Genomic DNA, 26,381 nt, shown 5'->3' with positions numbered 1-26,381 from the left:
TTGCACAGGCATCACTCGCCCGGCGCGTCCGCAGCCGGACGGTTCGCATAGTGCGCGTGTTTTTCCTCGTACATCAGCAAGTCGGCGCGTTGCACGCCGGCTTCGAGCCGGTCGCCACGCTGGCACGTCGCCGCACCCATCGAAAGACTCAGCAGCGAGCCCGGATAAAACTGGTTGTTCAGTTCGACCAGTTGGCGGATCGCGTCGACCATCGCGGCGCCGCCGCGCTCGTCGGTGTTGGGCAACAGGATGGCGAACTCGTCGCCGCCAATGCGCGCTGCATGAAAAGGTGCGTCCGTCGCCTTGGCAAGGACTTCGCCGGCCCGCCGTAACAAGGCGTCGCCGGCTGCGTGGCCGAGCTGGTCGTTCACGCGTTTCAGGCCGTTCAGATCGGCCATGATGATCGTCACCGGCCACGGACCCTTGCGCTCCAGCCGGTTCAGTTCGTCCACGTAGAACGAGCGGTTGCGCAGCTTGGTCAGCACGTCATGCTTGCCCAGGAACTCTAGGTAAGCCTCCGCTTTCTTGCGTGCCGTGATGTCGGTGAGGGCCACCAGCACCAGATCCCAATTGTGTTCGTGGCCCGGCAGGACGGAGAACTGCAGGTGCACGTGCACCTCGTTGCCGTCGAGCGAATAGTTGAGCACCTCGCGCTGCTGGAACAGCTTGCCGTCCCACAGATCGATCAACTGCTCGCGAAAATGCGCGCGCATGTCGTCGCGGAACACCTCGGACAAGCGCGACAGCAGCATTTTTTTGTCTTTCGCCGCGAACATCTCCAGCGTGTGCTGGTTCACGTCGAGCACGTGAATTTCCTGCATGCAGCGCTCGACAAACTCGGGATGCACGTCGGTGAACACGCGAAAATCGCTGATGCCGGCCGCCCGCGCTTCGTCGAGCAACCGCTTGACCGCGCTGAAATCTTCCACCCACAGCGACACCGGTGAATATTCAAACAGGCCGCGCACATACTGTTCGGCCAGTGTCACGCGATGCCGCGCGCCTTCCAGTTCGGTGATGTCTTCGACGGACACGAGCACGCGATCCCAGTGTGCTTCATGGCCGGGCAGTACGGCGCCCTTGAGCAGCACGTCGAGCCGGCGCCCGCCGAGCGTGTAGTTGACCGTCTGGCTCGTGAACTGGGCTTGCCCGGCCCACAACTGGCATAGCTCTTCGAGGTGCGTCTTGAGCATATCGTCGCGGAACACCGAGGCGAGATTGCCGGTGAGCGCGTCGAAATCGGCGGCCTCGAACTGCGCCAGCGTTTTCTGATTGACCTTGATGACGCGGATGCTATGCGCGCAATCGGCGACGAGGCCCGGATTCGCAGCGAAATGGGCGCGCAGATCCGTCACGCCTTGTTCCCGCCATGCCTCGAATAGCGTGCGCACGCCGCTGAAGTCTTCGAGCCAGAGCGAGACAGGGGCGAGTTCGAACATTTCGGAATCGTCCCGCAACGGGACTGCCTGCGAGGCGTCGTGGGCGGCCGCTGAGCCGCGCGGGAGGGTGTCCTGCATGAGATTCCCGTGGTCGGAGTTCCGGCTATTCTAAGACGGCTTGGGTTTGACGAGGAAGAAAGACGTGCGACGCGTTCGGTTTGCGTCGGTCCATTCAATAAGATAACGGCGTGGTTCAGATGGACTTTAGGCAGCATGGCCGGCGGCGGTTTGCCGCAGGGCGTGCTCGCCCGCCGGTGCTTCCGACGCTTTGAGACCGCCGGTAACCGGCTCCCAGCAGGGCTGCGGGAGGCTTGCTACACTGGCTCGTCGTGTCTCCCGTCCGTCACCGTCCGAAGAAAAAACGCCCGCTATGAAGCCATCCCTGCTGGTTTTAATCGCCTTGAAAGAGGCAAACCGCGCCAATGTCGAGACGGTTTTCGACGTCGTCTATGCGCCCGACGCCACCCAGCGGGCCGCCGCGATCGCCGAGCATGGCGGGACGATCCGCGCCGTGCTGACCAACGGCACGAACGGGCTGACGGCTGCTGAAATCGACCGGATGCCGCAGCTTGAGTTTGTCAGCGCACTCGGCGCGGGCTATGAAAACCTGGCCATCGACCACGCCCGCTCGCGTGGCATCGTGCTCGCCAATGGCGCGGGCACCAACGATCATTGCGTGGCCGATCACGCGTTCGCCTTACTGCTGGCGGCGGTGCGCGACGTGCCGCAACTCGACCAGGCCACCCGCGAGGGCGTCTTGCGCGACACCTTGCCGATGCGCCCGAACGTTTCCGGCAAGCGGCTCGGCATCGTCGGGCTCGGCCATATCGGCGAGAAGATCGCGCGGCGCGGCACCGGCTTCGATATGGAAATCGGCTATCACAATCGCCAGCCGCGGGAAGACTCGTCGCTGCGCTATTTCGACAGCGTGCAGGGTCTTGCGCAGTGGTGCGATTTTCTGATGGTGGCGACGCCCGGCGGCGCCAGTACGCGTCATCTGATCGGCCGGGCAGTGCTGGACGCGCTCGGGCCGGGCGGTTTCGTGGTCAACGTCTCGCGCGGCAGTGTGGTCGATACCGCCGCGTTGGCCGAAGCGCTCGCCGCCGGCACGATCGCCGGTGCGGGCCTGGATGTCTATGAGGGCGAGCCGGAGCCGCCGGAAGCCTTGCGGACGCTGCGCAATGTGGTTTTGACGCCGCATGTGGGCGGCCGCTCGCCGGAGGCGATCACGGCCTCCGTGGGTAATTTCCTTGCCAACGCCCGGCGCCATTTTGCGGGCGAGGCCGTGTTGACGCCGATCTGACATCTGAAGGCAAACCGAAACCATCGGCGCAGCGGATAGTTTCTGTCACAAATCGCGATTTCCCTTGTGGACCCACGGCGGATAGGATGGCCGGTATCGAACCCACACCGCTTCGGCACAGCCGGAGCCGCGACGGAGATCCCGCATGGAACACCACGCCCGTACGCAGGACGAACGGCTCGAGATCAAGACGACCACCTGCTATATGTGCGCCTGCCGCTGCGGCATTCGGGTGCATCTGCGTGAAGGCGAGGTGCGCTATATCGACGGCAACCCGGAACATCCGCTGAACCAGGGCGTGATCTGTGCGAAGGGCGCCTCGGGCATCATGAAGCAGTACTCGCCCGCGCGCCTGACCCAGCCGTTGATGCGCAAGGCGGGCGCGGAGCGGGGCAGCGCGCAGTTCGAGCCGGTGTCGTGGGAGGTCGCGTTCGACATGCTCGAAAAACGTCTGGCCACGATTCGCGCCACCGACCCAAAGAAATTCGCGCTCTTCACCGGCCGCGACCAGATGCAGGCGCTTACCGGCCTCTTCGCCAAACAGTTCGGCACGCCCAATTACGCGGCGCATGGCGGCTTCTGCTCGGCCAATATGGCGGCCGGCATGATCTATACGATCGGCGGCTCGTTCTGGGAGTTTGGCGGCCCGGATCTCGACAGCGCCAAACTTTTCTTCATGATCGGCACGGCGGAAGATCACCATTCGAATCCGCTCAAGATCGCGATTTCAAAATTCAAGCGCGCGGGCGGACGCTTCATCGCGATCAATCCGATTCGCACCGGTTACGCCGCGATTGCGGACGAATGGGTACCCATCAAGCCAGGCACCGACGGCGCGCTGTTCATGGCGTTTCTGCACGAACTGATCGCGGCCGACGCCTGGGATCACGAGTTCGTGCAGCGTTATACGAACGCGGCGGAGCTTGTCGATCTCGACGAAGCCAGCGAAAACTTCGGCCTGTTCGTGTGCGATCCGGATCGGCCGGTCGGCAATCCCATGTTTCCGCAAAACCATCTCTGGTGGGACGCCGCAACCGCGCGCGCCGTGCCGCATCATGCGCCCGGCGTGACGCCCGCGCTCGACGGCCGCTATACGCTCGCGGACGGCACGCCGGTCACACCGTCGTTCGCCCTGCTGCGCGAGCGCGTGGCCGACTGCACACCCGAGTGGGCCGCTGGGATCACCGGCATTGCAGCGGACACGATTCGCCGCCTCGCCGGCGAAATGATCCAGACCAGCCGCGACCACCGCATCACGCTGCCGATCCGCTGGACCGACGCATGGGGCGAAACGCATGAGACCGTCACCGGCAACCCGGTCGCTTTTCACGCGATGCGCGGGCTGGCCGCGCATTCCAACGGTTTCCAGTCGATCCGCGCACTGGCCGTGCTGATGTCGATGCTGGGCACGATCGACCGCCCGGGCGGCTTTCGTCACAAGTCGCCGTTTCCCCGCGCGGTGCCGCCATCGGCCAAACCGCCGAACAGCCCCGACGCCGTCAAGCCGAACACGCCGCTTGCCACCGGGCCGCTCGGCTGGCCCGCCGCGCCCGAAGATCTGTTCATCGACGAACACGGCGGCCCGGTTCGCATCGACAAAGCCTTCTCCTGGGAATATCCGCTCGCCGTGCACGGCCTGATGCATAGCGTGATCACCAACGCGTGGCGCGGCGATCCCTATCCCATCGACACGCTGCTGATTTTCATGGCCAACATGGCCTGGAATTCGTCGATGAATACGGTGAAGGTGCGCGAGATGCTCGCCGACAAACACGCGAACGGCGAGTACAAGATCCCGTTTCTTGTGGTGTGCGATGCGTTCCAGTCGGAGATGACGGCATTTGCCGATCTGATCCTGCCGGACACGACGTATCTCGAGCGGCACGACGCGATGTCGATGCTCGACCGGCCGATTTCCGAATTCGACGGTCCGGTGGATTCCGTGCGCATACCGGTCGTGCCGCCGACGGGCGAGTGCAAACCGTTCCAGGAAGTGCTGATCGAACTTGCCTCGCGCCTCAAGTTTCCCGCCTTCACGACAGCGGACGGCGCGCGCCGCTTTCGCGACTATCCCGACTTCATCGTCAATCACACGACGACGCCCGATTCCGGCGTGGGCTTTCTGATCGGCTGGCGCGGCAAGGACGGCGACAAGGCGCTGGTGGGCGAGCCGAATCCGCAGCAGTGGGAACAGTACGCAAAGAACAACTGCGTGTTCCATTACCGCTTGCCGGAGACGCTCCAGTACATGCGCAACTGTAATGGGCCGTATCTCGACTGGGCGGTGGAAAAGGGCTTCCGCAAATTCAGGGAGCCGATCCTGATCCAGTTGTACTCCGACGTCATGCAGAAGTTCAGACTCGCCGCGCAAGGCCGCACGAGCGGCAGGCAACCGCCGGCGCACCTGCGGGCACGGGTCGAAAAATATTTCGATCCGCTGCCGTTCTGGTATGCGCCGCTCGAAAGCGATTCCACCGATCTCGCGCGTTTTCCGCTCGCCGCCGTGACGCAACGGCCCATGGCGATGTATCACTCGTGGGATTCGCAAAATGCCTGGCTGCGGCAGATTCATGGCGAGAACTATCTCTACATGAACCCGCTGATGGCGGCCGAAAACGGTATCGCCGACGGCAGCTGGATCTATGCCGAATCGCAATGGGGCCGCGTGCGCTGCATGGCGCGCTTCAGCGAGACCGTTGAGCCGGGCACGGTGTGGACCTGGAATGCGATAGGTAAGGCGTCTGGCGCATGGAACCTTGGCGCGGGTGCGAACGAATCGCAGCGCGGCTTCCTGCTCAATCACCTCATCACCGACGAGTTACCCGGTCGCGACGAGGCGGCCGCGTGCCTCTCGAATTCGGACCCGGTGACCGGGCAGGCCGCATGGTACGACGTGCGCGTGCGCATCTATCCGGCGGAAGCGGACGCGCGTCATACGCTGCCGCAGTTCGACGCGATGCCGGCGCTGCCGGGATCGAACGGGGTGATATCGAGAATCGTGCAGACCTATTTCGCGGGGCGTGGCGAATTCGCGGCGCGGCTGCGTGGCTCGGCTGGACGCAAGTGATGCAGGATTCGCACGCGAGCAAGGCGAAACCTGGGCACCGCAGAACCGCGGGTAGTGCGCGAGCAGAGAACAGGCAGCACGCGAGCGGCGCGCACATAGCGTAGAGATAGCGCAGAAGGGGCGTGCAGAAATAGCGAACACGCAGGCGAGTAACGCACCAGCAGCGCACCCGCAACGCACCCGCAACGAATAGGTAGTGGGCAAATCACACAAGGAAAGCAGCAAGGAGCAATTCATGACTCAGATGGCCTTAGTGATCGACCTGAACGTGTGTGTGGGCTGTCAGGCTTGCGTCACGAGTTGCAAGGAGTGGAATACGTCGGGCGAATCGGGCAGTCTCGCCGACCTGAATCCGTACGATGCCGATCCGTCCGGCACGTTCTTCAATCGCGTGCAGAGCTTTGAGGCCGGCAGCTATCCGGACGCCGAGACGATCCACTTCCCGAAGTCGTGCCTGCACTGCGAGGACCCGCCGTGTGTGCCGGTGTGTCCGACCGGCGCCAGTTACAAGCGCAAGGAAGACGGTCTCGTGCTGGTCGATTTCGACAAGTGCATCGGTTGCAAATACTGCGCCTGGGCGTGTCCATACGGCGCGCGCGAACTCGACGAAGCGCGCAAGGAGATGACCAAGTGCACGCTGTGCGTCGATCGTATTCACGATGAAAACCTCTCCGAGCGCGATCGCCAGCCGGCATGCGTGCTCGCGTGCCCGACCTCCGCGCGGCTGTTCGGCGATATCCACGATCCGGAGTCGGTGGTGTCGAAGGCGATCGAGGAGCGTGGCGGCTATCAGTTGATGCCCGAGTGGAACACGCGGCCGGCGAACCATTATTTGCCGCGCGTCACCACCTCGGCATCGGGTTGCGGCAGCGGCGCCTGCTCGTGCAAAGGCGCGGATACGGCGCTGAAGACACCCGAATCGGCCGATGCGCAGCTCGAGCGCGGCGAACTGCATCTTGCGTCGATGGCGACGCGTATTTAAAGGACCTCGCGATGAATCCGGCTTTTTCGGTGGTTTTTCTCACGACCTTAAGCGGCGCGGCACAGGGGCTGCTGATCGCGCTCGTCGGCGTGGAGACGGCTGCGCATCTGGGACTCGTCACGGCGCCTGCGGATGTGTTCTATGTCACGGGCGCGGGCTTGTCGGTCGTGTTGGGCGGCCTCGGGCTGATCGCCTCGTTCTTCCATCTCGGGCATCCGGAGCGCGCATGGCGCGCAGTCGCAATGTGGCGGACGTCGTGGTTGTCGCGCGAATGTTTGTGCCTGCCGGCGTTTCTCGCCTGTGCTTTTTTCTACGGTGTCGCGCACGGGTTCGGCTCGCCGTGGTCGCTCGCGATAGGCTGGCTCGGCGTGGTGGCGAGCGCGCTGTTGTTCGTTTGTTCTGCGATGATTTACGCGTGCCTGCGCTTCCTGCAGGAATGGGCCACGCCGCTGACGCTGGTCAACTTCGTGCTGCTCGGCTGCGCGTCCGGCTTTACGCTGGCGACGGCGCTGACCGCGTGGTTCGCACCCGCGCTGACAGTGGGGCTCGCGATTTGTGCCTGCGTGTTGACGCTCGCGGGCTGTGCGAGCCGCTCGGCATCACTCGTGCGTAATGCGCGATTGCGGCCGAAGTCCACCGTGCAGAGCGCAACGGGTATCAGGAACCCCAAGCTCGTGCAGGTCTCGCGCGGCTTCACCGCCGGCGCGTTCAATCTGCGCGAGTTCTTTCACGGCAAATCGGCGGGGACGCTGCGTGGTGTCAAGTGGGGATTTCTTGCAGCAGCGTTTGTTGCGCCTGTCGTGTTGATCGTGCTGGGCGCAGGCCTGCATTCCATTGGCGTTTCGCTCGGCTTGCTGGCGGCTGCGTGTCTCGTGCAATACGCGGGTTTGGTCGCGGAGCGGTGGTTCTTCTTCGCTGAAGCGAAGCATCCGCAGAATCTGTATTACGCGCGAGTGGGGTGATAAGCCGGAAGCTGCACGGGTTCGCGAGGCCGTGCGGCCGTGCCTCGCACGATCAAGTTGACCGGCAGGCGTTGGTGCGGCGGCGTGTTGCCGTGCGCGAGCCAACCTGAAGGGGAGTCGGGTGAGCTTAACCGCCCACCCGGTCGCCGCGGAGGGCTGCTCTCATTAGTCGCTCACCCACACGCGCCGACCTCGCCACACGCAGTACAGAAGTCGCACCCATCCTTGCGAATTACCGCATTCGCTCCGCACGAGCCGCATTTGCGGCCGAGCATGGTGTGCAAGCCTTGCATACCGCCGGGTTGCAGCAAAGCGGCTTCGTCAGCCTCGCCAGGCGGCGGCCGGATGCCGAAATCCGCCGGCAACGCCGTCTCGGCCTTCATCTGACCGCGCGGCAAACGCGCCAGCATGCGCGACGGCACCTGGTTGCCTTCGGCGTCGAGAAAACCGCGCCGATGCAAAATCTGCTGGATCGCAAAAGCGAGCGCCGCCACTTCGGAATCGTGCCAGCGCGGCGTGCGATGACCGTCGAGACGCTGCACCTCGCCGAGCCGCACCTGCCCGCGATCCCACGACACCTTGCGCATATCCTGCAGGTTACGCGCGACAAAGCCACCGCGTGCCGCGAGCGACAGCGAACGCATCGTCGCCGTGATCCATTGCTGCGATTCGTCGCGCTGGCCGGTCGGAATGAAGAACTCGATGGGGCGCTCGATCGTGACTTCTTCACCGCCGAGGCGTCCCGTCACCTCGATGAACGACACCGCCACGTAAAGCGACTTCTTGCCGGCTTGCGTCAGGTATTCGACCTTTTCGATAATCGCCGGCAACTCGCCCTTGGGCCGATGGTCGATCGCAATGCGCAGCGGATCCTGATCGGTTTCGGCCAGCGTATCGTCTGCTTGCGGCGGCGGGCTCACGCTTAGCACTGCGCCGAGCGTTTCGTTCGGGCGGTACGTGGCGAGACCCTTGAGGCCGTTTTTCCATGCATCGAAATAGAGGCTCTCGAACGCTTCGAACGGATAGTCCGCCGGCACGTTCACGGTCTTCGAGATCGACGTGTCCACGTAAGGCTGTACGGCGGCCATCATGTCGAGATGGTCGCGTGCCGACATTTCGAGCGCGCTAACGAAGTAGTCGGGCAGATTTTTCACATCGCCACCGAGCTCGCGGTAGAGGCGATATGCGTAGTCTTCGACATCGAACGATTCGCGGCCGCCGTCGGCCATGACCTTCATGCGCGTGTAGGTCCACGAGAAGGCCGGTTCGATGCCGTTCGACGCGTTGTCGGCGAATGCGAGGCTGACGGTGCCGGTCGGCGCGATCGACAGCAAATGACTGTTGCGGATGCCGTCCTGCCGGATTGCATCCTTGATGTCGTCGGGCAGGCGCGAGGCGAAGGTGCCCGCTTCCAGATAACGCGCGGCGTCGAACAACTCGAACGCGCCGCGCTCGCGCGCCAGTTCCACCGAGGCCCGGTAAGCTTCGTCACGCATCAGACGGGCAATGCGGACCGCGAAGTCGCGACCTTCCTGGGAGTTGTAGCGCAGGCCGAGCATCACGAGCGTGTCGCCAAGGCCGGTAAAGCCCACGCCGATCCGCCGTTTGGCGCGCGACTCGTCATATTGCTGTTGCAGCGGCCATAGCGTGACGTCGAGCACGTCGTCGAGAAAACGCACCTGGATGCGGGTGCGCCTGGCGAGACCGTCCCAGTCGAACGAAGGCTTGCGGCCTTTCATTTGCGCGAACGGATCGAGCACGAAACGCGTGAGGTTCAGCGGTCCGAGGTTGCAGCAGCCGTAGGCCGGCAGCGGTTGCTCGCCGCACGGATTGGTGGCGCGGATCGTTTCGACCGCGCGTAGGTTGTTGTCCTCGTTCATGCGCGAGATGAACACGATGCCGGGTTCGGCGACATCGTAGGTCGAGCGCATGATGCGATCCCAGATCTCGCGAGCGGGCCGTTCGCTGTACACCCATAGACCGTCTTCGCGTTGCCGCACATCGCCTGCCGCGCGCAGCGCCGGCGACGGCTCGGCGCGGTGCACGAGCGGCCAGGGCTGATCGTCTTCGACTGCGCGCATGAATTCGTCGGTGACGCCTACCGATACGTTGAAGTTGTTCCAGCGGCCTTTCGAATGCTTCGCCTCGATGAACTCGATCAGATCGGGGTGGTTGCAGTCGAGCACGGCCATTTGCGCGCCGCGCCGCGAGCCGGCGCTTTCGACGGTCCGGCACGAGGCGTCGAACACGTCCATATAACTGCACGGTCCGGATGCCGACGAACTGGTGGTATGAACGCGGGCACCCTTAGGCCGGATCGCGGAGAAGTTGTAGCCGACGCCGCCGCCGCGGCGCATTGTTTCGGCGGCTTGCAGCAGCGCCACGTAGATGCCGGGCAGGCCTTGTTCGTCGACACCCTGAATGGCGTCGCCAACCGGTTGCACGAAGCAATTGATGAGTGTGGCGGCGATGCCCGTGCCGGCCGCGCTCATGATGCGCCCGGCGCCGAGCGCGCCGTGCCGCAGATTGTCGGCAAAAAGCGCTTCCACCGATTCGCGCAACGCTTCCGGCTCCGCCTGGGCAACGCCGCGGGCGACACGCTGGAAGACATCGTCGGCGGATTGCTCGTCACCTTTCGCATATTTCTCGAGCAGGACGTCCAGCGAGAATTGTTGCGGTGCAACTAACTGGACGGGCGGAACCGCTGCGGCGCGGGTTTCCGGGGTGTCTTCTGCCATGGTGTCGCCTCTCGTTTGCCGCCAGACGGGCGCGGCGCGTTCGAATGGGATGGAGGACATGCATTTAACAGTGCGCGTCTGGCAGGTGTGGTGACCGGGCGCAACGGGAATCACCTTAACGCACGTGGCGAAGGGCCGCAATCAGGCTTTTGGGGCTGGGATACCAATCGGCTGTTCGCCGGCCGCAGCGGCCTTTTGCCGTGGCGTGTAGGAGGCAGGAAGTGGATGAGCGGCGCCGGGCGGCGTGCAGGTGCGGCGGGGAAAGGCGGTCCGCAGAGAATCAGCTGAAAATAATAAAGGGGGCAACGACGGCAACTGCCCTAAGCGCACATCGGCAAATTGCCGCCCAGGCAAAAACCTCAGGCCTCGACCAGCTCGCAAAAGACCTCGGCGCAAATCATCGCGGAAGCATTCGAAGGCGCCGGCCGTTCAGCCGGTTTGAAGACCGCATCGCCGCGGCGAATCTTGCGCCGCGTGACCGCACACGTTCCCGACGTATGCGCCGAGCGCCGCCGCCACCGCTGCTCGCCGTAATGACAACGCCCCGGTTCGACCCAGCGGATCACCAGCGTGGTGTCGGAGCGCTCGAGAATTTCGATGCGCACGCCATTGGTACCGTCAAGGGGGATGGACTCTAAGGTCATCATCGTCGGCTCCGTATTGTGGTGTGCCGAATGTAGTCCCGCGCGCGCTGGATAGCCATTGTGCCGGAGTTGAAACACTGTTCTCGAATTAGCAACAATGAAACTTGACATTCACGCTTACACGAAACGGCGGGGCTTTGCGGGCCATATGCGATGTGAATTTGCGATAGCGTGGATTTTTGCAACGCAGTGTTGTACGCAGCGCGACGAAAATGCCGACTGCAAAGGGCTTCGGCGCTTCCTTTAAGATGTGGTTATGGTTGAGCGACCGTGCGATGCAAGTGTAGCGGGTTTGCATTTTTCAGGTCGGCTCGCGCGCATATCCTCAAGACCCCAAGAGCCCACATGATTTCACGCCCCCCCGTAGCGCCGCCGGAATCGCCGACACCGCCTGATTGCCTGAAAAAGCAGAAAACGGCTTCGCTCGTCCTCTATATCGGGCTCGTGCTGCTCGCGCTGTGGGTCGTGCGCGATTTCATCGCGGTGGTGGCCTGGGCCGGCGTCATTGCAATTGCACTGTGGCCGTTTTTGAAGAAGGTGGAGGGTAGCCGCTGGTTCACGGGCCGCACGACGCTGATCGCCGCGGTGCTGACGCTCGCGATCGCGTTGCTGGTGGTGCTGCCGGTCGGTATCGGCATTGCCCAGGCGCTGCACGAAGCTCATGACATGAACGAGTGGTTCAAGACGGCGCAGGAAAACGGTATTCCGATGCCGGACCTCGTCGAGCGCTTGCCGTTCGGCGTGCAACAGATTTCCGCCTGGTGGCAGGCCAATCTCGCTCAGCCGCTGCGCGATTCGGCGGCCATGAAGGGGCTGCACAGCACCACGGTCATGACGCTCGGCCGCCACTTCGGCGCGCGCGCGGCGCACGGCGTGATGGTGTTCGCCTTCATGCTGGTCACGCTGTTCGTGATTTTTCAGGCGGGGCCGCTTCTGTCGGGCTCGCTGATGAAAGGCGTGCGGCGCGGCTTCGGCGACGACGGCGCGCAGCTGCTCGAGCGCATGGCCGCGGCAGTGCGCGGCACGGTGTCGGGGCTGGTGGTGGTCGGACTCGGCGAAGGCGTCTTGATGGGCGTTGCCTATTTCGTGACCGGCTTGCCGCACGTCGCGCTGCTCGCGTTCATCACGGCGATCGCCGCGATGCTGCCATTCTGCGCACCGATCACGTTCGGTCTCGCGGCCTTGTGGCTGTTTTCGCAAGGTTCGGTTGCGGGGGCCATCGGGCTTGCGGTTTTCGGCTCGATCGTGGTGTTCGTCGCCGAGCATTTCGTGCGGCCGGTGCTGATCGGCAACTCGACGCGATTGCCTTTCCTGCTGGTGCTATTCGGCATTCTCGGCGGAGCGGAGACGTTCGGTTTGCTCGGCCTCTTCATCGGGCCCGCGCTCATGACCGTGCTGGTGGTGCTGTGGACCGATCTCGTGCAATAGTTGCACGTAAATTTCGGTGCAATCAGGACTGCTGATTCGCCGGCTTACCTGTCCCGATCGTGCGCGGACTGTTTGACGCAACCCAGCGTGTATTTCAGCGCGGCGGGCAGTAGCGCGCTCCAGACATCCCAGGTGTGACCGCCGTCGATGATGCGCAGCGCCGCCGGATTGCCCGCCAGCCGAAGATGCGTGTAAAGCGATGACGCATCGGCCTGGATTGCGAGGTCGTCGTCACCGGCGGCGATGAACATCGGCAGGCGGTACGGCTGGTTCATGTACCGTTCCCATTGCGCCGGATAGTTGAGCGCGTGCCAGACATGCGGATCGAACTGACGGTCGCCGAACACACCGACGCGGCGCGCCGCTGAAGCGAGCGGCGGCTCGTTGGCATAGATCGCGGGGCTTAGCAGCAGCGCGCCGCAAAAGAGATCCGGCTGTGTCATGGCGTAGCGCAGCGCGCCGAAACCGCCCATTGAAACGCCGCCGATCATCCGCCCGTCGCGCTGCGACGCGACCGCGTAGCGCGTTTCGATCTCGGGCAGCAGATCGCGGAAGAACGCGGTCTCCATTTTCTCCTTGCGATCGACATACCAGTCGGTGCCGCCCTGCGGCATGACGATCGCGACCGGTGGCATGTCCTTGTGGTCGATCAGTGCGTCGGCAGTGGTTTGCAGGTGGCCTTGCGTGAGCCAGTCGTTGGCGTCGCCGTTATTGCCGTGCAGGAGGTAGAGCACGGGAATGCGCGCGGCGTCGTGGCGATAGCCGGTGGGCAGATAGATCGTGTAGGCCCAGTCGCGGCCTAGCGCTTCGGAATGGAAGCTTCGGCTGATGACGGTGCTGGCGCTCGCCGGTACGCCGACAGCAGCACACAGCGCGAGGAGTGCGGAATGGAGGAATAGACGCATGTCAGGGTAGGAGGCCGCCGCGCAGATCGCGCGCGGTCGTCATGCTATCAGTATCGACGGTGGAAATTGGCAGGTGAGAGTGGGGCAAGCGAGAACGCGGTAACTTAGTAGGGATGCAAGCGACAACGCGGCAACTGAGCGACCAGGCAACTGAGCGACCAGGCAACCGAGCAACCCGGCGATCCGGCAACTGGCAAGCGACAACCGGCAAGTGGCGATCCGCCAACCAGCAACCAGCAACCAGCAACCAGCAACCAGCAACCAGCAACCAGCAACCAGCAACCAGCAACCAGCAACCAGCAACCAGCAACCAGCAACCAGCAACCAGCAACCAGCAACCAGCAACCCGGCAACCCGGCAAAAGCTCGCGCGTGCATGCGCACGCTGCTCACTCAGGGCGAGGTTCTGAGCCGCAAGCTCCAGAGGCGCGCCGTGACACGCTTCAGCGGCTCCGACGCCCTGGCCACGGCGAACAGTGCGCCGACCGCAAATGCATCCGCCACGAGGCCGAGGGGATAGTTCAGATAGCCGTCGGTCGCGGCATACAGCACCGAATCGACAACCAGCGAAATCACGGCGCCCGCGATAAAACACAGCAGCCCTTTGCGCCCGATCATGCCGACCCACGGCATCCATTGAGCGAGCTTTCGTGCCCAGCCGAGCTGGATCAGGTTCGCGACGAGCCAGGCAATCGCCAGAAAATTGACCGCGCGCAGATAGGAGAGGTTCTGCTTGAAACTGCCATCGAGCGGCTCGCGTTCGATAAACAGCTTGTAGTAGGCCGCGGCGGCGACCACGGCGAACGCCAGTAGGCTGACCAGCCAGCCGAGACGGTGCGTGCTGATCCGCTGATAGACCGGCTGGCAACGCGCCAGCGCGCCGAGCACGAACAGCAGCTGCCAGGCAAACGGGTTGAAGTCCCAGTGCATGTCCGGCGCGGCGGGCAGGTAGGCGTCGATCGCCGGTGCGCCCGCCCACAGCGCGACGCTGCCGGCCAGCAGCAGCCACGGCTTGCTGCGCGCGAGCGGCAGGATCATCGGCACCAGCAGCGCGAAGAACGCGTACATCGGCAGCACGGACGCGAGATACGGCTGACGGCGGAACAGCAGGATGTCGCGCAGGGCGGCCACCGGGGCGTCCATCAGATCGTCGAGGTCGGTGGTGGCAAGGTTCGGGCCGTCGATACTGAACGCAGTCAGCACCGCGCTGACCAGCAGCATCAATCCGGCAGTGATGAGGAAGGCGCGATAGATTTCCAGCGAGCGCCGCAGGAAACGGCTGCGCGCGCTCGCCTCGCTACGCCGTTCGGCGAGCGCCGCGTAGGCCGTCGCGGTGGCGAAACCGCCGAGGAACACGAAGACCTCAGCGGCGTCGCACAGCGCATAGGCATGCAGCGTGACGCGCGACAGAATGCTGCCGCCAATGTGATCGACGACGATGATCAGGAGGACCAGCCCGCGGAAAAAATCGAGCTCGATCAAACGGGATTGCGACTTTTGCATTGTGTGGTGCCAAAAGCAGCCCCGTGTGACGGCGCGCTAGTCCAGCGCGGCAGGCGTCTCACAAAGCTTTTTGAAATTGGATCGGGTTGCGGCGGGCGGCCGCTCTGCGAAAGGCCTTCCGCGGGGCGGCCAGCCGCGTCACCGCTTGAAACGGCCGCGCGATATGCGGTTGTCGAGGCCAGTAAAAATGACCCGTTTGACGCCGGGGAGTTCCGCTGCGGCGCCGCAAAAGCTTTCGATTATATTTCTTTCTATGACAAAGCCACTACGAGACGTGCAGGGCTGACGCGTCCAATGCGGCAGCCGGCTTAAGTCCGGGTAACGCGGCGCCGTTTACCTGAATAAGCGTCGCAAAAAAAGAGGGGCCCGATACAGTGGAGATTTCGCAACGTTTTGACCTATGGACGCGACACCTGATAGACGGCGACGTAACGGCGTGTGAGGATTTCTTCAAAGCGCGTCGGGGTCGATAAACGCCTCGAGAAGCGTTAAGAAAAAAGCGGTCGGATCGAGTTGTCCCATTACTCGAGTTCTGGGAGATCTTCATGAACAAGCAAGTGTTCGCGCTGGCTGTCTCCACCGCTTTGTCCGCCACCTCGTTAGCCCTTTTCTCCGCGCCTGCTTGTGCCCAGACGAGCGTGACGCTGTACGGCGTGCTCGATGAGGGTATCAACTACACCAACAATGTCGGCCGCGGCCACGTCTATGAACTCGCCAGCGGCGATGTGCAAGGCAGCCGCTGGGGCTTGAGGGGCGCCGAGGAACTCGGCGGCGGCCTGAAGGCGATCTTCCAGCTGGAAAACGGCTTCGACGTCAGTTCCGGGCGGCTCAACCAGGGCGGCCGGATGTTTGGCCGCCAGGCGTTCGTCGGCTTGAGTTCGGAGTCCTACGGCACATTGACGTTCGGCCGCCAGTACGACTCGGTGGTCGACTATCTGGCGCAGACCACGGCCAACGGCAACTGGGCCGGCGCGTTGTTCTCGCACCCATACGATAACGACAACACCGACAACTCATTCCGCCTCGATAACAGCGTCAAGTACGCGAGCCCGTCTATCTCGGGTTTCCAGTTCGGCGGCGTCTACAGCTTCAGCAACGATACCGGTTTCGCCAACAATCGCGCATACAGTTTCGGCGGACAGTACGCCTATGGTGGACTGCTGGTGGCCGCGGCATATTTGCAGGCCGATAACCCCGGCAACGGCACAATCGGCGCGATCACGGCGAACGACGCCAGTTTTATCGCCGCCCGCATGCGCGTGTTCGGCGGCGGCATCACCTATACCTTCGGGCCGGCCACTGCCGGCTTCGTGTACACCAACTCGAACTACCTGGACCCGACCGGCAACGGCTATCTCGGCGTGACGCCGCTTGTGCCGCCAGGGGTGTTGTTGAACTCGCTGAAGTATCAGAACTTCGAGGTGAACGGCAAGTATCAGATTTCGCCGATGCTGTTCGTCGGCGCGCAGTACGTGTACACGATGGAAACCTACGACGCCTCGAGCGGCGGCGTGAAGCCGAAGATTCATTCGTTCGGCCTGATGGCGGACTACAACCTGTCCAAACGCACCGACGTGTACATTCAAGGCGAGTATCAGCAGGTGACCGGCGACGCTACCTATTCGATTCTGGACGATGCCTTTACACCGGGCACCCAGTCGCCGTCATCGACGTCGAAGCAGGTTGTGGTGCGCGCGGCGATACGGCATAAGTTCTAGAGACGGCGGGGCGCGCCGGTTGCGTGCTGAATGACGGCGACAAGGTCAGGCGCGACGGATGTTGCTTTCCCGTGCGAAGGGAAATCAGCTCACCACGTAATTCTGAATCAGAATCCCGATTATCACGCCGGCGGGAATGCCGAAGGTTCTGCCGCGAAGGGTCGCGCTCAGATCTTCATCGAGTACGAAGCTGCAACGGCGTTCACGCCAGACGGTTTTATAGGCCAATGGCTTTGCATCGACAATAACGAGGGAAACGAGTGCGGTCACGATGACCTGTTCCAAAGCATGCAGCTTCGCCATAAACGGCGAAAATTCACCAGCATTGCACAGCAATACCATGATGACTGCAGCGATCAGGGCGCCGAAAAAGAAGCCGCCCATGAATCTGTTTGCTGAATTAAGAGAGTCCACTTAAACCTCAAATCATCCGCCGGACTTTATCGGGCTGGCGAAGTAGAAAATATATTAACGGAAAGGGCTTTCCCGTTTAAAGACGCGCAACGCTCTGACTGCGAGGCAGGCGGACTTCAAAGGGACGCTTAAGAATATTTTCTTGACGTTCTTCAACATATCGTCCTTTTCCTAAACTCGTCTGAGAGTAGTCCGAAAACTTGGGCGCGCGATCAGGCTGCCGGCAGCATGCCGCCCACGCGTTCGAGGCATTGAGCAACGCAATCTTGCGCACGTGATCAAGCGTCATAAACCCGCTGTTACAACGATGCATACACAATCCGTTATTTCTGAGATAGCGGACAAAAATTGACGCACCGTATGTCTAAACAGCGAGATAATCCCGGCCCTTGCCCTTTGTAGGGCAGGGAAAAAGGCAACTCACGGTAGTTCAAGGTAGATCAGATCGACTGCGGCATCGCCGAAGTGATGGCCGCTGCTCGTCGCCGGTACGTCCGGGCGCATGCAAGCGCCCGCGGTTCGAACACCTCCCTCGTGGTTGACAGCCGTTCAGCGCAGGTCCGTCGCGTGTAAGCTCGTGTGTGGCCGCGCGCCGTCCTGTGTTCCGCGTTTGTCCTGCTATCGGGTTGCCGCTGTGTTCACTAAAGGAGAAGTCCATGGGGAAACTCGACCTTTCGCGTCGTAGTTTTCTGAAGGCCAGCGTGTTGGCGGGTGTGTCGGTGTATATCGCGCCGATGGGCAGCCGTGCATTCGCTGCGTTGTTCGAAGAAAAAATTCTGACGCCGGTTCAGTGGGACGCCGCCAACGGGCAGGCAAAATTCCGCATCGACGGGATCGCCAAAGTAACGGGCTCGAAAGTGTTCGCGCGCGACATCCGCGCCGCCGACATGCCGCACTGGCCGCAGCAGCAGTCGCACGCTTTCATCCTGCGCACGACGCAAGCCGACCGCAGCTATGAAGGCTTCGACCTGACGCTGCTCGGCGACGAGCTGAAGCCCGACCGCGTGGTGACGGCAGACGATCTCGCGCGCGACGGCCTGATTTTCCCGGCCTTCTACGGCGACGACATGTTGCTGCCGCCGGGCAAGACGCCCGCGTATCTCGGCCAGGCAGTCGCGATCCTGATTTATCACGACTTCGCGCGCTTCCGCTTCGCGAAAGACAAGCTCAAGTTCCAGGATCAGATCATCCGTTATGGCGCGCAGACCGGGCCGCTCGAACGCGATCCGTGGGGCACGTTCCGCTTCGTGCGCGTCGGCGGCAAGACGCCGTATGACGACGACATCTTCTCCAGTCTGAAAGACGCGCCGGTGTTCCCGAGCATGATGCGCAAGCATCAGCCGGTGTGGCCGGACGGTGTCGAACACGGCAAGCTCGACGAGCAGGGCATGTTCCACGCCGGGCAGATCCAGCAGGAGCTGGATCATCCGCCGGCGGACTGGCTGGTGATGGAACGCGAGTACAACACGCAGTCGATCGACACGGCCGCGCTCGAACCCGACAACGCGAACTGCTGGTACGACGCGGCGACGCAATCGCTGCATATGGTCGTGCCGACCCAGGCGCCTTCCGAGGTCGCCGACAGCGCGGCCGGCATGGTCGCGAAGTGCGCGTTCCCGGTGAAGAACCTGTTCATTCACCCGTGCTACACGGTGGGCTACGGTTCGAAGGACCACTTCAACGTGCCGTTCTACGGCCTTGTCTGCGCGATGTATGCGGACGGCCGTCCGGTGCGTCTCGCCAACGATCGCTACGAGCAGTTCCAGACGTCGTTGAAGCGTCACGCGTTCAAGATGCATTACCGGATCGCGGTCGATAAAAACACCGGTCTGCTGCAATCGTTCAAGGCCGAGATGGAAGCAAACGGCGGCGGGCGGTGCAACTTCTCGCCCTCGGTGGCAATGGTCGGCGCGACTGCGGCGCAGTCGATCTACTACTTCCCGAAGAACGATCTGTCGGCGGTGGCGGTCGCCTCGCGCGCAATCGACGCGGGCTCCGCGCGTGGCTACGGCACGCTGCAAAGCATGGCCGCGACCGAGATGATGATCGACGAAATCGCCGCGCAACTGAATGTCGATCCGATCGACTTCCGCCTGAAAAACGGGCTGCGTTCGGGCATGAAGAACACGCAGGGCGCGGTGCCCGCCGGTGCGATTCGTGTCGACGACGTGTTGCAGAAGGCGAAGGGTCATCCGCTGTGGGTGAATCGCGCGAAGCGTAAGGCCGAGTTCGAAGCCGCGCATCCGGGCAAGCGTTACGGTGTCGGTTTTGCCTGTGTGCAAAAGGACTTCGGCACGGGCGCGGAAACCTCGTTCGCGAAGGTGGAGTTCAGCGCCGACGGCAAGGTCAGCCTGCAACACACGGCGGCTGAAATCGGCACGGGCATGTCGACCTCGCAGGCGATCGCGGTTGCGAAGTGGCTCGGCAAGCCGGCCACCGACGTGCACGTCGCGATCACCGATTGGCCCGATCTGCCGGTCGTCACGAGCGGCGATCCGTACATGATGTCGCAAGCGGACCAGGACAAACTGGCCGCGAATCCGCGCTGGTCACCGGGTTATGCGTCGCCGTCGAGCGCGACGAACTCCGCGTTCTATTTCACGCACAGCACGCGCGAAGCGGCGCGCGTCGTTTTCGCGCACGGCTTGTGGCCGGCGGCGATGGCGATCTGGAGTCAGGGCAGCGGCGGTGGGCAAGCCGCGCCGCTCGTGGTGCGTATCGAGGACGCGCGTTGGGTCGACGGCAAGCTGTCCGCGGCGGGGCTCGAGGCGTTGCCGTTCGAACAGCTCGCGAAGAAGGCGCATGAGTTGGGTCTGGTCACCGGCGCGACCGTGCACGTGTTCAATCGCTGGCAATGGACCGAGTCGGACTTCGAGATCGACGGCAGCGTCGAGCGTCTGCCGCTCGATGGGCTCGCGCTTCGCTATGGCGACAACGCTTCCGCCGATAAAAAGAAACTGCAAACCACGCCGAACCATTATCGCGTGCTCGACCGTCAGCGCGTGTTCATTCCGCCGGTTCAGCGTAACAACGCGGCGGTGACGTATTACAGCGCGGTCGGCACGCTGGTCGAGCTGTCGGTGCATGAAGCGAGCGGCAAGGTCGACTTGCTCGCGCATCACTCGATCATGGAATGCGGCAATCAGATCTCGCCGCAACTTGTTTCGGGCCAGTTGCAAGGCGGTCTCGCCATGGGTATCGGCCATGCCTTGCACGAGTACCTGCCGCTATACGAAGACGGTCCGGGCAACGGTACGTGGAACTTCAACCGGTACCGCCTGCCGCGTGCGACCGACGTCGCCGTCTGGAACCAGACTGGCGAAGTGCTGCCGCCGCTCACCGAAACCGATCCGCCGAAGGGCATTGCCGAAGTGGTGATGATTCCGGTGGTCGGCGCTATCGTGAACGGTATCGCGCACGCGATCGGCCATCGCTTTACCGACCTGCCGGTCACCCCGCAACGTATTCAGGAGGTGCTCGCATGACGGCCCCCACTCAAACTTCCGCTAATGCGGCGAGCGCCGCCGTTGCCTCAGGCAAAATTTCTGGCGCTTCCGCTTCCGCTTCCGCTTCCGCTTCCGCTTCCGCTTCCGCGGCGGCATCCGCTACCACCAGTGCCTCGGGCGCTGCAGCCGCCAACCCGGCTTCCGCTGCCTCGGGCGTGACGGCATCCGCCGGCGCCCCGGCCGCTGCCGTGGTCGAACATCCGTTGACGCATTTCCGCACGCTGCCGGTGTCGGTCAAGGTGAACGGCGAGATCGTCGGCCCGACCGACGTCCCCGCCGGTCTGATGATGATCGACTTCCTGCACGAGTACCTGCACCTGACGGGCTCGCGGCTCGGCTGCGGCCAGGGCATCTGCCATACGTGCGTGGTGATCGTCGACAAGCCCGACGGCACCAGCGAAGAAGTGCGCACCTGCATCACGGGCGCGAATTTTTTCCACGGCAAAACGATCCGCACGATCGAAGGCCACGCGAAGCGCAACGAAGCCGGCGAAGTCGTCGAACTGTCGCCGATCCAGCAGAAGTTTCTCGAGCACTTCAGTTTTCAGTGCGGCTACTGTACGCCCGGTTTCGTCAACGCGGCGACCGTGCTGATCGAACGTCTGAAGCGTCAGCCGATCGCGAAAGACCAGGTGGAGCAAACCATCACCGAAGGGCTGAACGATCACATCTGCCGGTGCACGGGCTACGTGCGCTACTACGAAGCCGTGAAGGAAGTCGTGATGACCACGCCCGGCCTCGTAAAGGATGCCGCATGATGAGCCTCTCGATGAATGTGCGGCGTGCGCTGCTATTGCTCGGCACGGCCGCTTTGCTGAGTGCTTGCGGCAAACACGACGACTCCGCTGCTGCGATGCAGGCAGCCGCCGCGTTGGGGCCGCAATCCACCGCCGCCGATCCGCTCGCGCGTGGCCGTTATCTCGTCAAAGCCGCCGATTGCGCCGCCTGCCACACCACGGCAGATGGCGCGCCGTTCGCCGGCGGCGTGAAGCTGGCCTCGCCGTTCGGCACCTTCTACGGCACCAACATCACACCGGACAAGGATCACGGCATTGGCAACTGGAGTGCGGACGATCTGTACAAGGCGCTGCACGACGGCGTCACGCCGGCCAAACAGTTGTATCCGGCCATGCCGTACACGTCCTACCGTCAGCTGTCGCGCGCGGATAGCGACGCTATCTACGCGTATCTGATGGCGCAGAAACCGGCAGCCGTGGCGAACCACGAACCCGAACTGTCGTTCCCGTTCAACATGCGTTTCGGCGTGCGCTTCTGGGACTGGATGTTCCTGACGGACACGTTGCCGGATGCATCGAAAGGGCAATCCGCCAATGGGACTTCCTCCGGAGCATCCGCGGACTGGAATCGCGGACGCTATCTGGTGAGCGCGCTTGGCCATTGCGCCGAATGCCATACGCCGCGTGGCAAGTTCGGCCAGCTCGACGGTGCGAAGCCGTTGACGGGCGCGGCGCTCGGCCGGATCGCCGCGCCGGACATCACGCCGCATGGTCTTGCGGCGCGTGGCTGGACGGCCGCCGACCTGCAGACGTTCTTCGCCACCGGCATCGCGCCACAAGGCTCGGCGTTCGGCGAGATGTATCCGGTTGTGCATCTGAGCACGCAGTACCTGACGCATGACGATCTGCGCGCGATGTCGACGTATCTGCTCGGCGACCAGGCGCCGGCGCCGCAACCATTAGTGTCGGTCTCCGCCGATGCCGCGCAACTCGAAGCGGGGCGCAATGTGTATCTCGCGGTGTGCGCCGGCTGTCATGGTTCTGGTGGTGAAGGCAAGCCGCACGTCGCGGTGCCGATGCATGCCAACTCGACGGTGCGTCAAAGCGATCCACACAACCTGATTGCGGTAATGCTCGACGGCATTGGCGCGCAGGATTTCCCCGGTCTCGAACGGATGCAGGACATGCCGGGATTCGCTACGCAACTCAGCGACACGGAACTCGCGCAGCTCGCGAATTATCTGCGCGCGACGTATGGCGGCCAACCTGCCGACGTGACGGCCGACGCGGTGAAAGCACTGCGTTAAAGCGTGTCACGCGCCGGGCGCTGCAAGTCCGGCGTCAAGGGGGATGTAAGGAGGAGCCGGTGCCGCCAAAGGCATCGGCTTTTTTATGCGCGGGTTGCGATGCGCAATATCAGCACACGTCAGCCGCGCGCGATATGGACGCTGACGATTTGCGCTTGTGAAGGCGCGGTCATTGTGTCTCCTGTGAATGGCGCGTAATGAACTCGCGCGCATAGGTCCGCTCAAAGGGTATCGCGCCGCTGCCGCCTAGCGGCGCGGCCTACGTTTCGCCGTAGACCACTCGGATTCCCTTCACGGAGACTTCATGAATAATCTCGCGACGCAGACTCTGCCTCATCATAGTTCCCCTCATTCGCTGGGTGCGCCGCTCGCCTGTGTGCAAGCCACGATCAGCAAGGTGTTCCTCAGCCCGGAATTTCACCATACCGCCGATCATCAGCAATTCGTCATCAAGATCGACACGGTCGTGAAGTTCGAAGGCGGCACGCAGAACCTCGTCGGCACGGAAGTATTCGTGGCGGTGCGCTTCGGCGACAGCGAGGGGCTTGCGCAGCAGATCCCCGGATTGCAGGTGGGGCAACCAATCGAAGTGCAAGGCGAATACATCTCCGAAGCCAGCGCCTATCCAACCGCGGATAACAGCAACCCCGTTCTGCCGGTGCTGCACTTCACGCATCATCCGGTCGGCTATGTGAAGTATCAAGGCCACACCTACAGCTAGTCGGCTGCTGTCTTATCGAGCGGGTTGGGCGAAGGCCCGTCCGCTCGCCAACGCATTTTTTCCTCCACGCTCACCGCTGCGGCGACCGCCGATTCAAGTTTTGGTGACGTTTTGCCGTTAAAGAAAACGTTATCGTCCGGCCGTTCGGCGGCGTAGCCATTACGGTCTTTGCGACGGCGCGTGTAGAGGCTGCCGCGCATGAGGCGCGAACGGATCCGGGGCGCGAGGCTATACCGCCAGGGTAGCGGTAAGCGGGCCTGCGCGGAGCAGTGGTTGCTCGAGCGCGTGCCGCGCTGGACAGGTTGCACGCGCAACCGTGTCCGCAACACCGTACGTAAGGTTTGTATCAGATTGTGTGTGGCAGTCCGTTTTTTGCAAAACGCACTTTACAATTCCGCGTGAATTTTAATCGGCAATCTGGCCCTTTTCACGGAAGATAGCCTGTTATCGCGTATCAGGCATCAGGCTGCGCGTAAGGGATTGGGTTGCACGGCAGGGCATGGGTGGGCGTCGCACGAGGCGGCCTCGCCGTGTCGCGAAAGAAAGCAGCGCTTCATAAGAATGCGCGCATCGCACGCGACAGGGCAGCACTCATCCCGCCAATAAAAAGCAGGAGTCGAACATGTTGGGAAAGCGTTTCGACAGAACGATGATGGCCAGTCTGGCTGGCGTGTGGGTCGCGCTGGCGGTCAGTGGTTGTGCGAATGTGGGGCAGCAGGACGCGCAGACCGGCGCGGCCGTGGGCGCATCGGGTACATCGGCCGCGTCGGCTGTGCCGGCGGTGGCCATAGCGTCGGCTTCCAATGTTGTTGCAGGTACGTCGGTTCCGCCGGCGGCTGACGACGGCACGCCGCTGAAAAAGGCGCCGCCTTTGGTGTATCGCGTCAAGCGTGGCGACACGTTGGCTCGTGTCGCGCAGCGTCATCATTGCAGTGTCAGGCAGTTGCAGGCGTGGAACGGTCTGAAGCCTTCCTCGCGGTTGAAGCAGGGGCAGGTGTTGCACGTCGCTTCGCCGGAGACGGTGCGGGCAGTCAATGCGGCCAACGCTGCAGCGGCCGCTGCAAAGGCTGCTTCGGCATCTGCGCCCGCTGGTCCGCTTGCAGCGCAGCAGGCGTCGGCGGCAACCGCATCGCAGGCAACCACTTCGCAGGCAACGGCGCAGTCCGCCACCTCCTCACCCGCGCCTAACGCTGCCGAGGTGCGCGAAGTCACGCAAGAGACTTCCCGGCATGCGAACGGAATGTCGCTCGCATGGCCCGCGGGCGGTCGCGTAGTCGAAGCTTTCCAGCCGGGTGAAACGCGCGGCATCGAAATCGGCGGCAAGGCGGGCGATCCGGTGCGGGCCGCGGCCGACGGCAAGGTGATGTACGCCGGCACCGGTCTGAATAGCTATGGCAGTCTGATCATCGTCCAGCACAACAAGGACTTTCTGACCGCGTACTCGCATAACCGCAAGCTGCTGGTCAAGATCGGCGACATCGTGCGGCAAGGTCAGCAGATTGCCGAGATGGGCGACGAAAACAACTCGCGCGTTTCCGTGGGCTTCGAGTTGCGCCGCGACGGCAAGCCGATCGATCCGATGCCGTATTTGCCGCAAGGCCGCGGCTAGCGATATCAGCGCGTGTTTCGTTTCTATTGCGTCTGTACAAACAGGCAGCGATCCCGGTAAATCATTTGCCGGGGCCGCTGTTTTTTCACGTCCTGGCGTCCGCATCCTGCACTGAATCGATCCCGCTAACGGGCGCGCTTTCAGTCGAGCCAGCGCAGTGCCGCCGCGACGATCGCTTCGGGCGCATCTTCCTGCATCAGATGCCCGGACGCAGGCACTGCCTGAAAGCTGGCCTCGGGTACGGCCGCCGCCAGGTGCCGGCCGCGTTCGAGCGGAATCCACTGGTCTTCTTCACCCCACAGGATTTGCGTCGGGCAACGTATCTGCGAATAGCGTGCTTCGACCTCGTCGGTGTAGCGCTGATCCATTTGGGCGATCTGGCGGTAGAACGCGGCTTGTCCCGTCGCGCCGAGCCATGGCGTCACATAACGCGCGAGTTCCTCGTCCGGAATGTTGCGAGCAATGGCGCCACGCACGTATGCCTTCACCACGGCTTCATGGATATAGGGCGGCAGCCCGGCGAACGCCGCGCCGTGTTCGCGCACGTGCCGCACAAACGGCGAACCCCACGGCGCGACGGCGACTGGATCGATTAGCGTGAGGCTGCGATAGTCGCACCCGTCGATGAGATGGGCGCGCAAGGACGTTGCACCGCCGAAATCGTGCGCGATGACGTCCGGATTCTTCAGTTGCCAATGCGCGAGCAGTTCCGCCAGCAGCACGTTCTGTACCCCGAGCGAGACGTCCTGAGCATCGCGCTGCTCGGATTGGCCGTAGCCGAGCAGATCGTAGTAATAGACGGTGCGAATTTGCGCGAGATGCGCGGCGATGCGATGCCACACATACGAAGAAAACGGTGTGCCATGAACCAGCACCAGCGGCGGACCGTCACCGGTCACGCGAAAGCGCACGGTCTGATCGCGGAAGGTATAGCTTTCGGGAAGAGGCCAGTTTTTCATGACGGCGAGTGTCGTGAGAGAACCTGCTTACCTTAGCAGGGTGCTCCAAAGCGTGCTGACTGGTTTTTCGTAGCATCCGCTGAAGGCGTCCCGCAAAAGCTCACCTTTGTTTTATTCAGCAAAGCCAGGCAAATTCAAAAAATTGTGGCCGACGGCATCGCTGGATTGAGCAGTGAATGGAGCACTATTACGAATCGAGCATAAATCACCTTGAAATAAGGTGTTGTTGCGTTAGCTGGATGCGGAAAGCCTGGTAATCGTCGTGGACGCGCCGACCCGGTATTCAACGGGACGACGCGTGATTGACCAAAATACGCGTCTGGCAATGGTGAGTAAATTCGGGAGCCCAAGGCACAACCATCGCCGGCACGTCGCGCTGCCGCGTTCAGCTACAGCGACGACGTTTCATCTTGCGCCAACGAAGCACCAACGAAGTACCA

At 62.8% G+C, this 26,381-nt stretch carries 19 protein-coding genes; 11 read left to right on the top strand and 8 right to left on the bottom strand.

Features of this window, described 5'->3' with window-relative positions; translation table 11 throughout:
* Positions 1-11: 11 nt before the first annotated feature.
* Positions 12-1,517 (bottom strand): diguanylate cyclase domain-containing protein, encoded by a 1,506-nt coding sequence (locus tag ACOSV0_RS31195; RefSeq protein WP_434111179.1) that lies wholly within the window; start codon positions 1,515-1,517, stop codon positions 12-14.
* Positions 1,518-1,809: 292 nt separating this feature from the next.
* On the opposite strand from ACOSV0_RS31195, the gene ACOSV0_RS31190 reads away from it, so the two are divergent.
* The 4 genes from ACOSV0_RS31190 to ACOSV0_RS31175 all read left to right on the top strand — a co-directional run bounded on the left by ACOSV0_RS31190 (position 1,810) and on the right by ACOSV0_RS31175 (position 7,753).
* Entirely contained in the window at positions 1,810-2,742 is a 933-nt protein-coding gene (locus tag ACOSV0_RS31190; RefSeq protein WP_434111177.1) for a 2-hydroxyacid dehydrogenase, read from the top strand.
* Between the two features lie 145 nt (positions 2,743-2,887).
* On the top strand, positions 2,888-5,809 hold the full coding sequence (locus ACOSV0_RS31185) for a molybdopterin-dependent oxidoreductase (RefSeq protein WP_434111175.1): 2,922 nt from the start codon (positions 2,888-2,890) through the stop codon (positions 5,807-5,809).
* A gap of 235 nt (positions 5,810-6,044) precedes the next feature.
* Complete coding sequence (locus ACOSV0_RS31180) at positions 6,045-6,791, top strand: 4Fe-4S dicluster domain-containing protein (protein WP_434111173.1); 747 nt, start codon at positions 6,045-6,047, stop codon at positions 6,789-6,791.
* A gap of 11 nt (positions 6,792-6,802) precedes the next feature.
* The gene (locus tag ACOSV0_RS31175) at positions 6,803-7,753 is read left to right on the top strand and encodes a dimethyl sulfoxide reductase anchor subunit family protein (protein WP_434111171.1); all 951 of its coding nucleotides are present in this window, start codon (positions 6,803-6,805) and stop codon (positions 7,751-7,753) included.
* 173 nt (positions 7,754-7,926) lie between these two features.
* Here the strand turns inward: ACOSV0_RS31175 and ACOSV0_RS31170 are convergent, their stop codons facing one another.
* Positions 7,927-10,491: an adenosylcobalamin-dependent ribonucleoside-diphosphate reductase gene (locus tag ACOSV0_RS31170; RefSeq protein WP_434111169.1), complete on the bottom strand. Its 2,565-nt coding sequence runs from the start codon at positions 10,489-10,491 to the stop codon at positions 7,927-7,929.
* A gap of 359 nt (positions 10,492-10,850) precedes the next feature.
* Positions 10,851-11,135, bottom strand: a complete 285-nt coding sequence (locus ACOSV0_RS31165) for a DUF3331 domain-containing protein (RefSeq protein WP_434115928.1) — start codon at positions 11,133-11,135, stop codon at positions 10,851-10,853.
* 345 nt (positions 11,136-11,480) lie between these two features.
* Between ACOSV0_RS31165 and ACOSV0_RS31160 the strand changes: the two genes are divergently transcribed.
* Positions 11,481-12,563 (top strand): AI-2E family transporter, encoded by a 1,083-nt coding sequence (locus ACOSV0_RS31160; protein ID WP_434111167.1) that lies wholly within the window; start codon positions 11,481-11,483, stop codon positions 12,561-12,563.
* 44 nt (positions 12,564-12,607) lie between these two features.
* Here the strand turns inward: ACOSV0_RS31160 and ACOSV0_RS31155 are convergent, their stop codons facing one another.
* The gene (locus ACOSV0_RS31155; RefSeq protein ID WP_434111165.1) at positions 12,608-13,468 is read right to left on the bottom strand and encodes an alpha/beta hydrolase; all 861 of its coding nucleotides are present in this window, start codon (positions 13,466-13,468) and stop codon (positions 12,608-12,610) included.
* A gap of 392 nt (positions 13,469-13,860) precedes the next feature.
* Positions 13,861-14,970, bottom strand: a complete 1,110-nt coding sequence (locus ACOSV0_RS31150; RefSeq protein WP_434111163.1) for an OpgC domain-containing protein — start codon at positions 14,968-14,970, stop codon at positions 13,861-13,863.
* Between the two features lie 545 nt (positions 14,971-15,515).
* On the opposite strand from ACOSV0_RS31150, the gene ACOSV0_RS31145 reads away from it, so the two are divergent.
* Complete coding sequence (locus ACOSV0_RS31145) at positions 15,516-16,688, top strand: porin (protein WP_434111161.1); 1,173 nt, start codon at positions 15,516-15,518, stop codon at positions 16,686-16,688.
* A gap of 84 nt (positions 16,689-16,772) precedes the next feature.
* On the opposite strand, the gene ACOSV0_RS31140 is transcribed toward ACOSV0_RS31145, so the two are convergent.
* The gene (locus tag ACOSV0_RS31140) at positions 16,773-17,072 is read right to left on the bottom strand and encodes a hypothetical protein (RefSeq protein ID WP_434111158.1); all 300 of its coding nucleotides are present in this window, start codon (positions 17,070-17,072) and stop codon (positions 16,773-16,775) included.
* 686 nt (positions 17,073-17,758) lie between these two features.
* On the opposite strand from ACOSV0_RS31140, the gene ACOSV0_RS31135 reads away from it, so the two are divergent.
* From ACOSV0_RS31135 to ACOSV0_RS31120, 4 genes are all read left to right on the top strand, one after another.
* Positions 17,759-20,587 carry a xanthine dehydrogenase family protein molybdopterin-binding subunit gene (locus ACOSV0_RS31135; protein ID WP_434111156.1) on the top strand — a complete coding sequence of 943 codons (2,829 nt, stop codon included), beginning with the start codon at positions 17,759-17,761 and terminating at the stop codon, positions 20,585-20,587.
* Positions 20,588-20,643: 56 nt separating this feature from the next.
* Positions 20,644-21,366 (top strand): (2Fe-2S)-binding protein, encoded by a 723-nt coding sequence (locus tag ACOSV0_RS31130; protein ID WP_434115926.1) that lies wholly within the window; start codon positions 20,644-20,646, stop codon positions 21,364-21,366.
* Positions 21,363-22,652, top strand: a complete 1,290-nt coding sequence (locus ACOSV0_RS31125) for a c-type cytochrome (RefSeq protein ID WP_434111154.1) — start codon at positions 21,363-21,365, stop codon at positions 22,650-22,652. The genes ACOSV0_RS31130 and ACOSV0_RS31125 overlap by 4 nt, the downstream gene beginning before the upstream one ends.
* A gap of 304 nt (positions 22,653-22,956) precedes the next feature.
* Positions 22,957-23,373: a hypothetical protein gene (locus tag ACOSV0_RS31120; protein WP_434111153.1), complete on the top strand. Its 417-nt coding sequence runs from the start codon at positions 22,957-22,959 to the stop codon at positions 23,371-23,373.
* Here ACOSV0_RS31120 and ACOSV0_RS31115 read toward each other — a convergent pair.
* Positions 23,370-23,573 carry a hypothetical protein gene (locus tag ACOSV0_RS31115; protein WP_434111151.1) on the bottom strand — a complete coding sequence of 68 codons (204 nt, stop codon included), beginning with the start codon at positions 23,571-23,573 and terminating at the stop codon, positions 23,370-23,372. The two genes, ACOSV0_RS31120 and ACOSV0_RS31115, sit on opposite strands and share 4 nt — an antisense overlap.
* Positions 23,574-23,995: 422 nt before the next feature.
* On the opposite strand from ACOSV0_RS31115, the gene ACOSV0_RS31110 reads away from it, so the two are divergent.
* On the top strand, positions 23,996-24,982 hold the full coding sequence (locus ACOSV0_RS31110; protein ID WP_434111149.1) for a peptidoglycan DD-metalloendopeptidase family protein: 987 nt from the start codon (positions 23,996-23,998) through the stop codon (positions 24,980-24,982).
* A 140-nt stretch (positions 24,983-25,122) separates the two neighbouring features.
* Here ACOSV0_RS31110 and ACOSV0_RS31105 read toward each other — a convergent pair whose 3' ends face one another.
* A complete protein-coding gene (locus ACOSV0_RS31105; RefSeq protein ID WP_434111146.1) occupies positions 25,123-25,941 on the bottom strand; it encodes an alpha/beta fold hydrolase in 819 nt (272 codons plus the stop codon).
* Positions 25,942-26,381: the final 440 nt, after the last annotated feature.

The organism is Paraburkholderia caffeinilytica (genome assembly GCF_051027425.1).
In the GTDB taxonomy this organism is placed as follows: Bacteria; Pseudomonadota; Gammaproteobacteria; order Burkholderiales; family Burkholderiaceae; genus Paraburkholderia; species Paraburkholderia caffeinilytica_A.
This window is presented reverse-complemented; position numbering and strand designations above follow the sequence as displayed.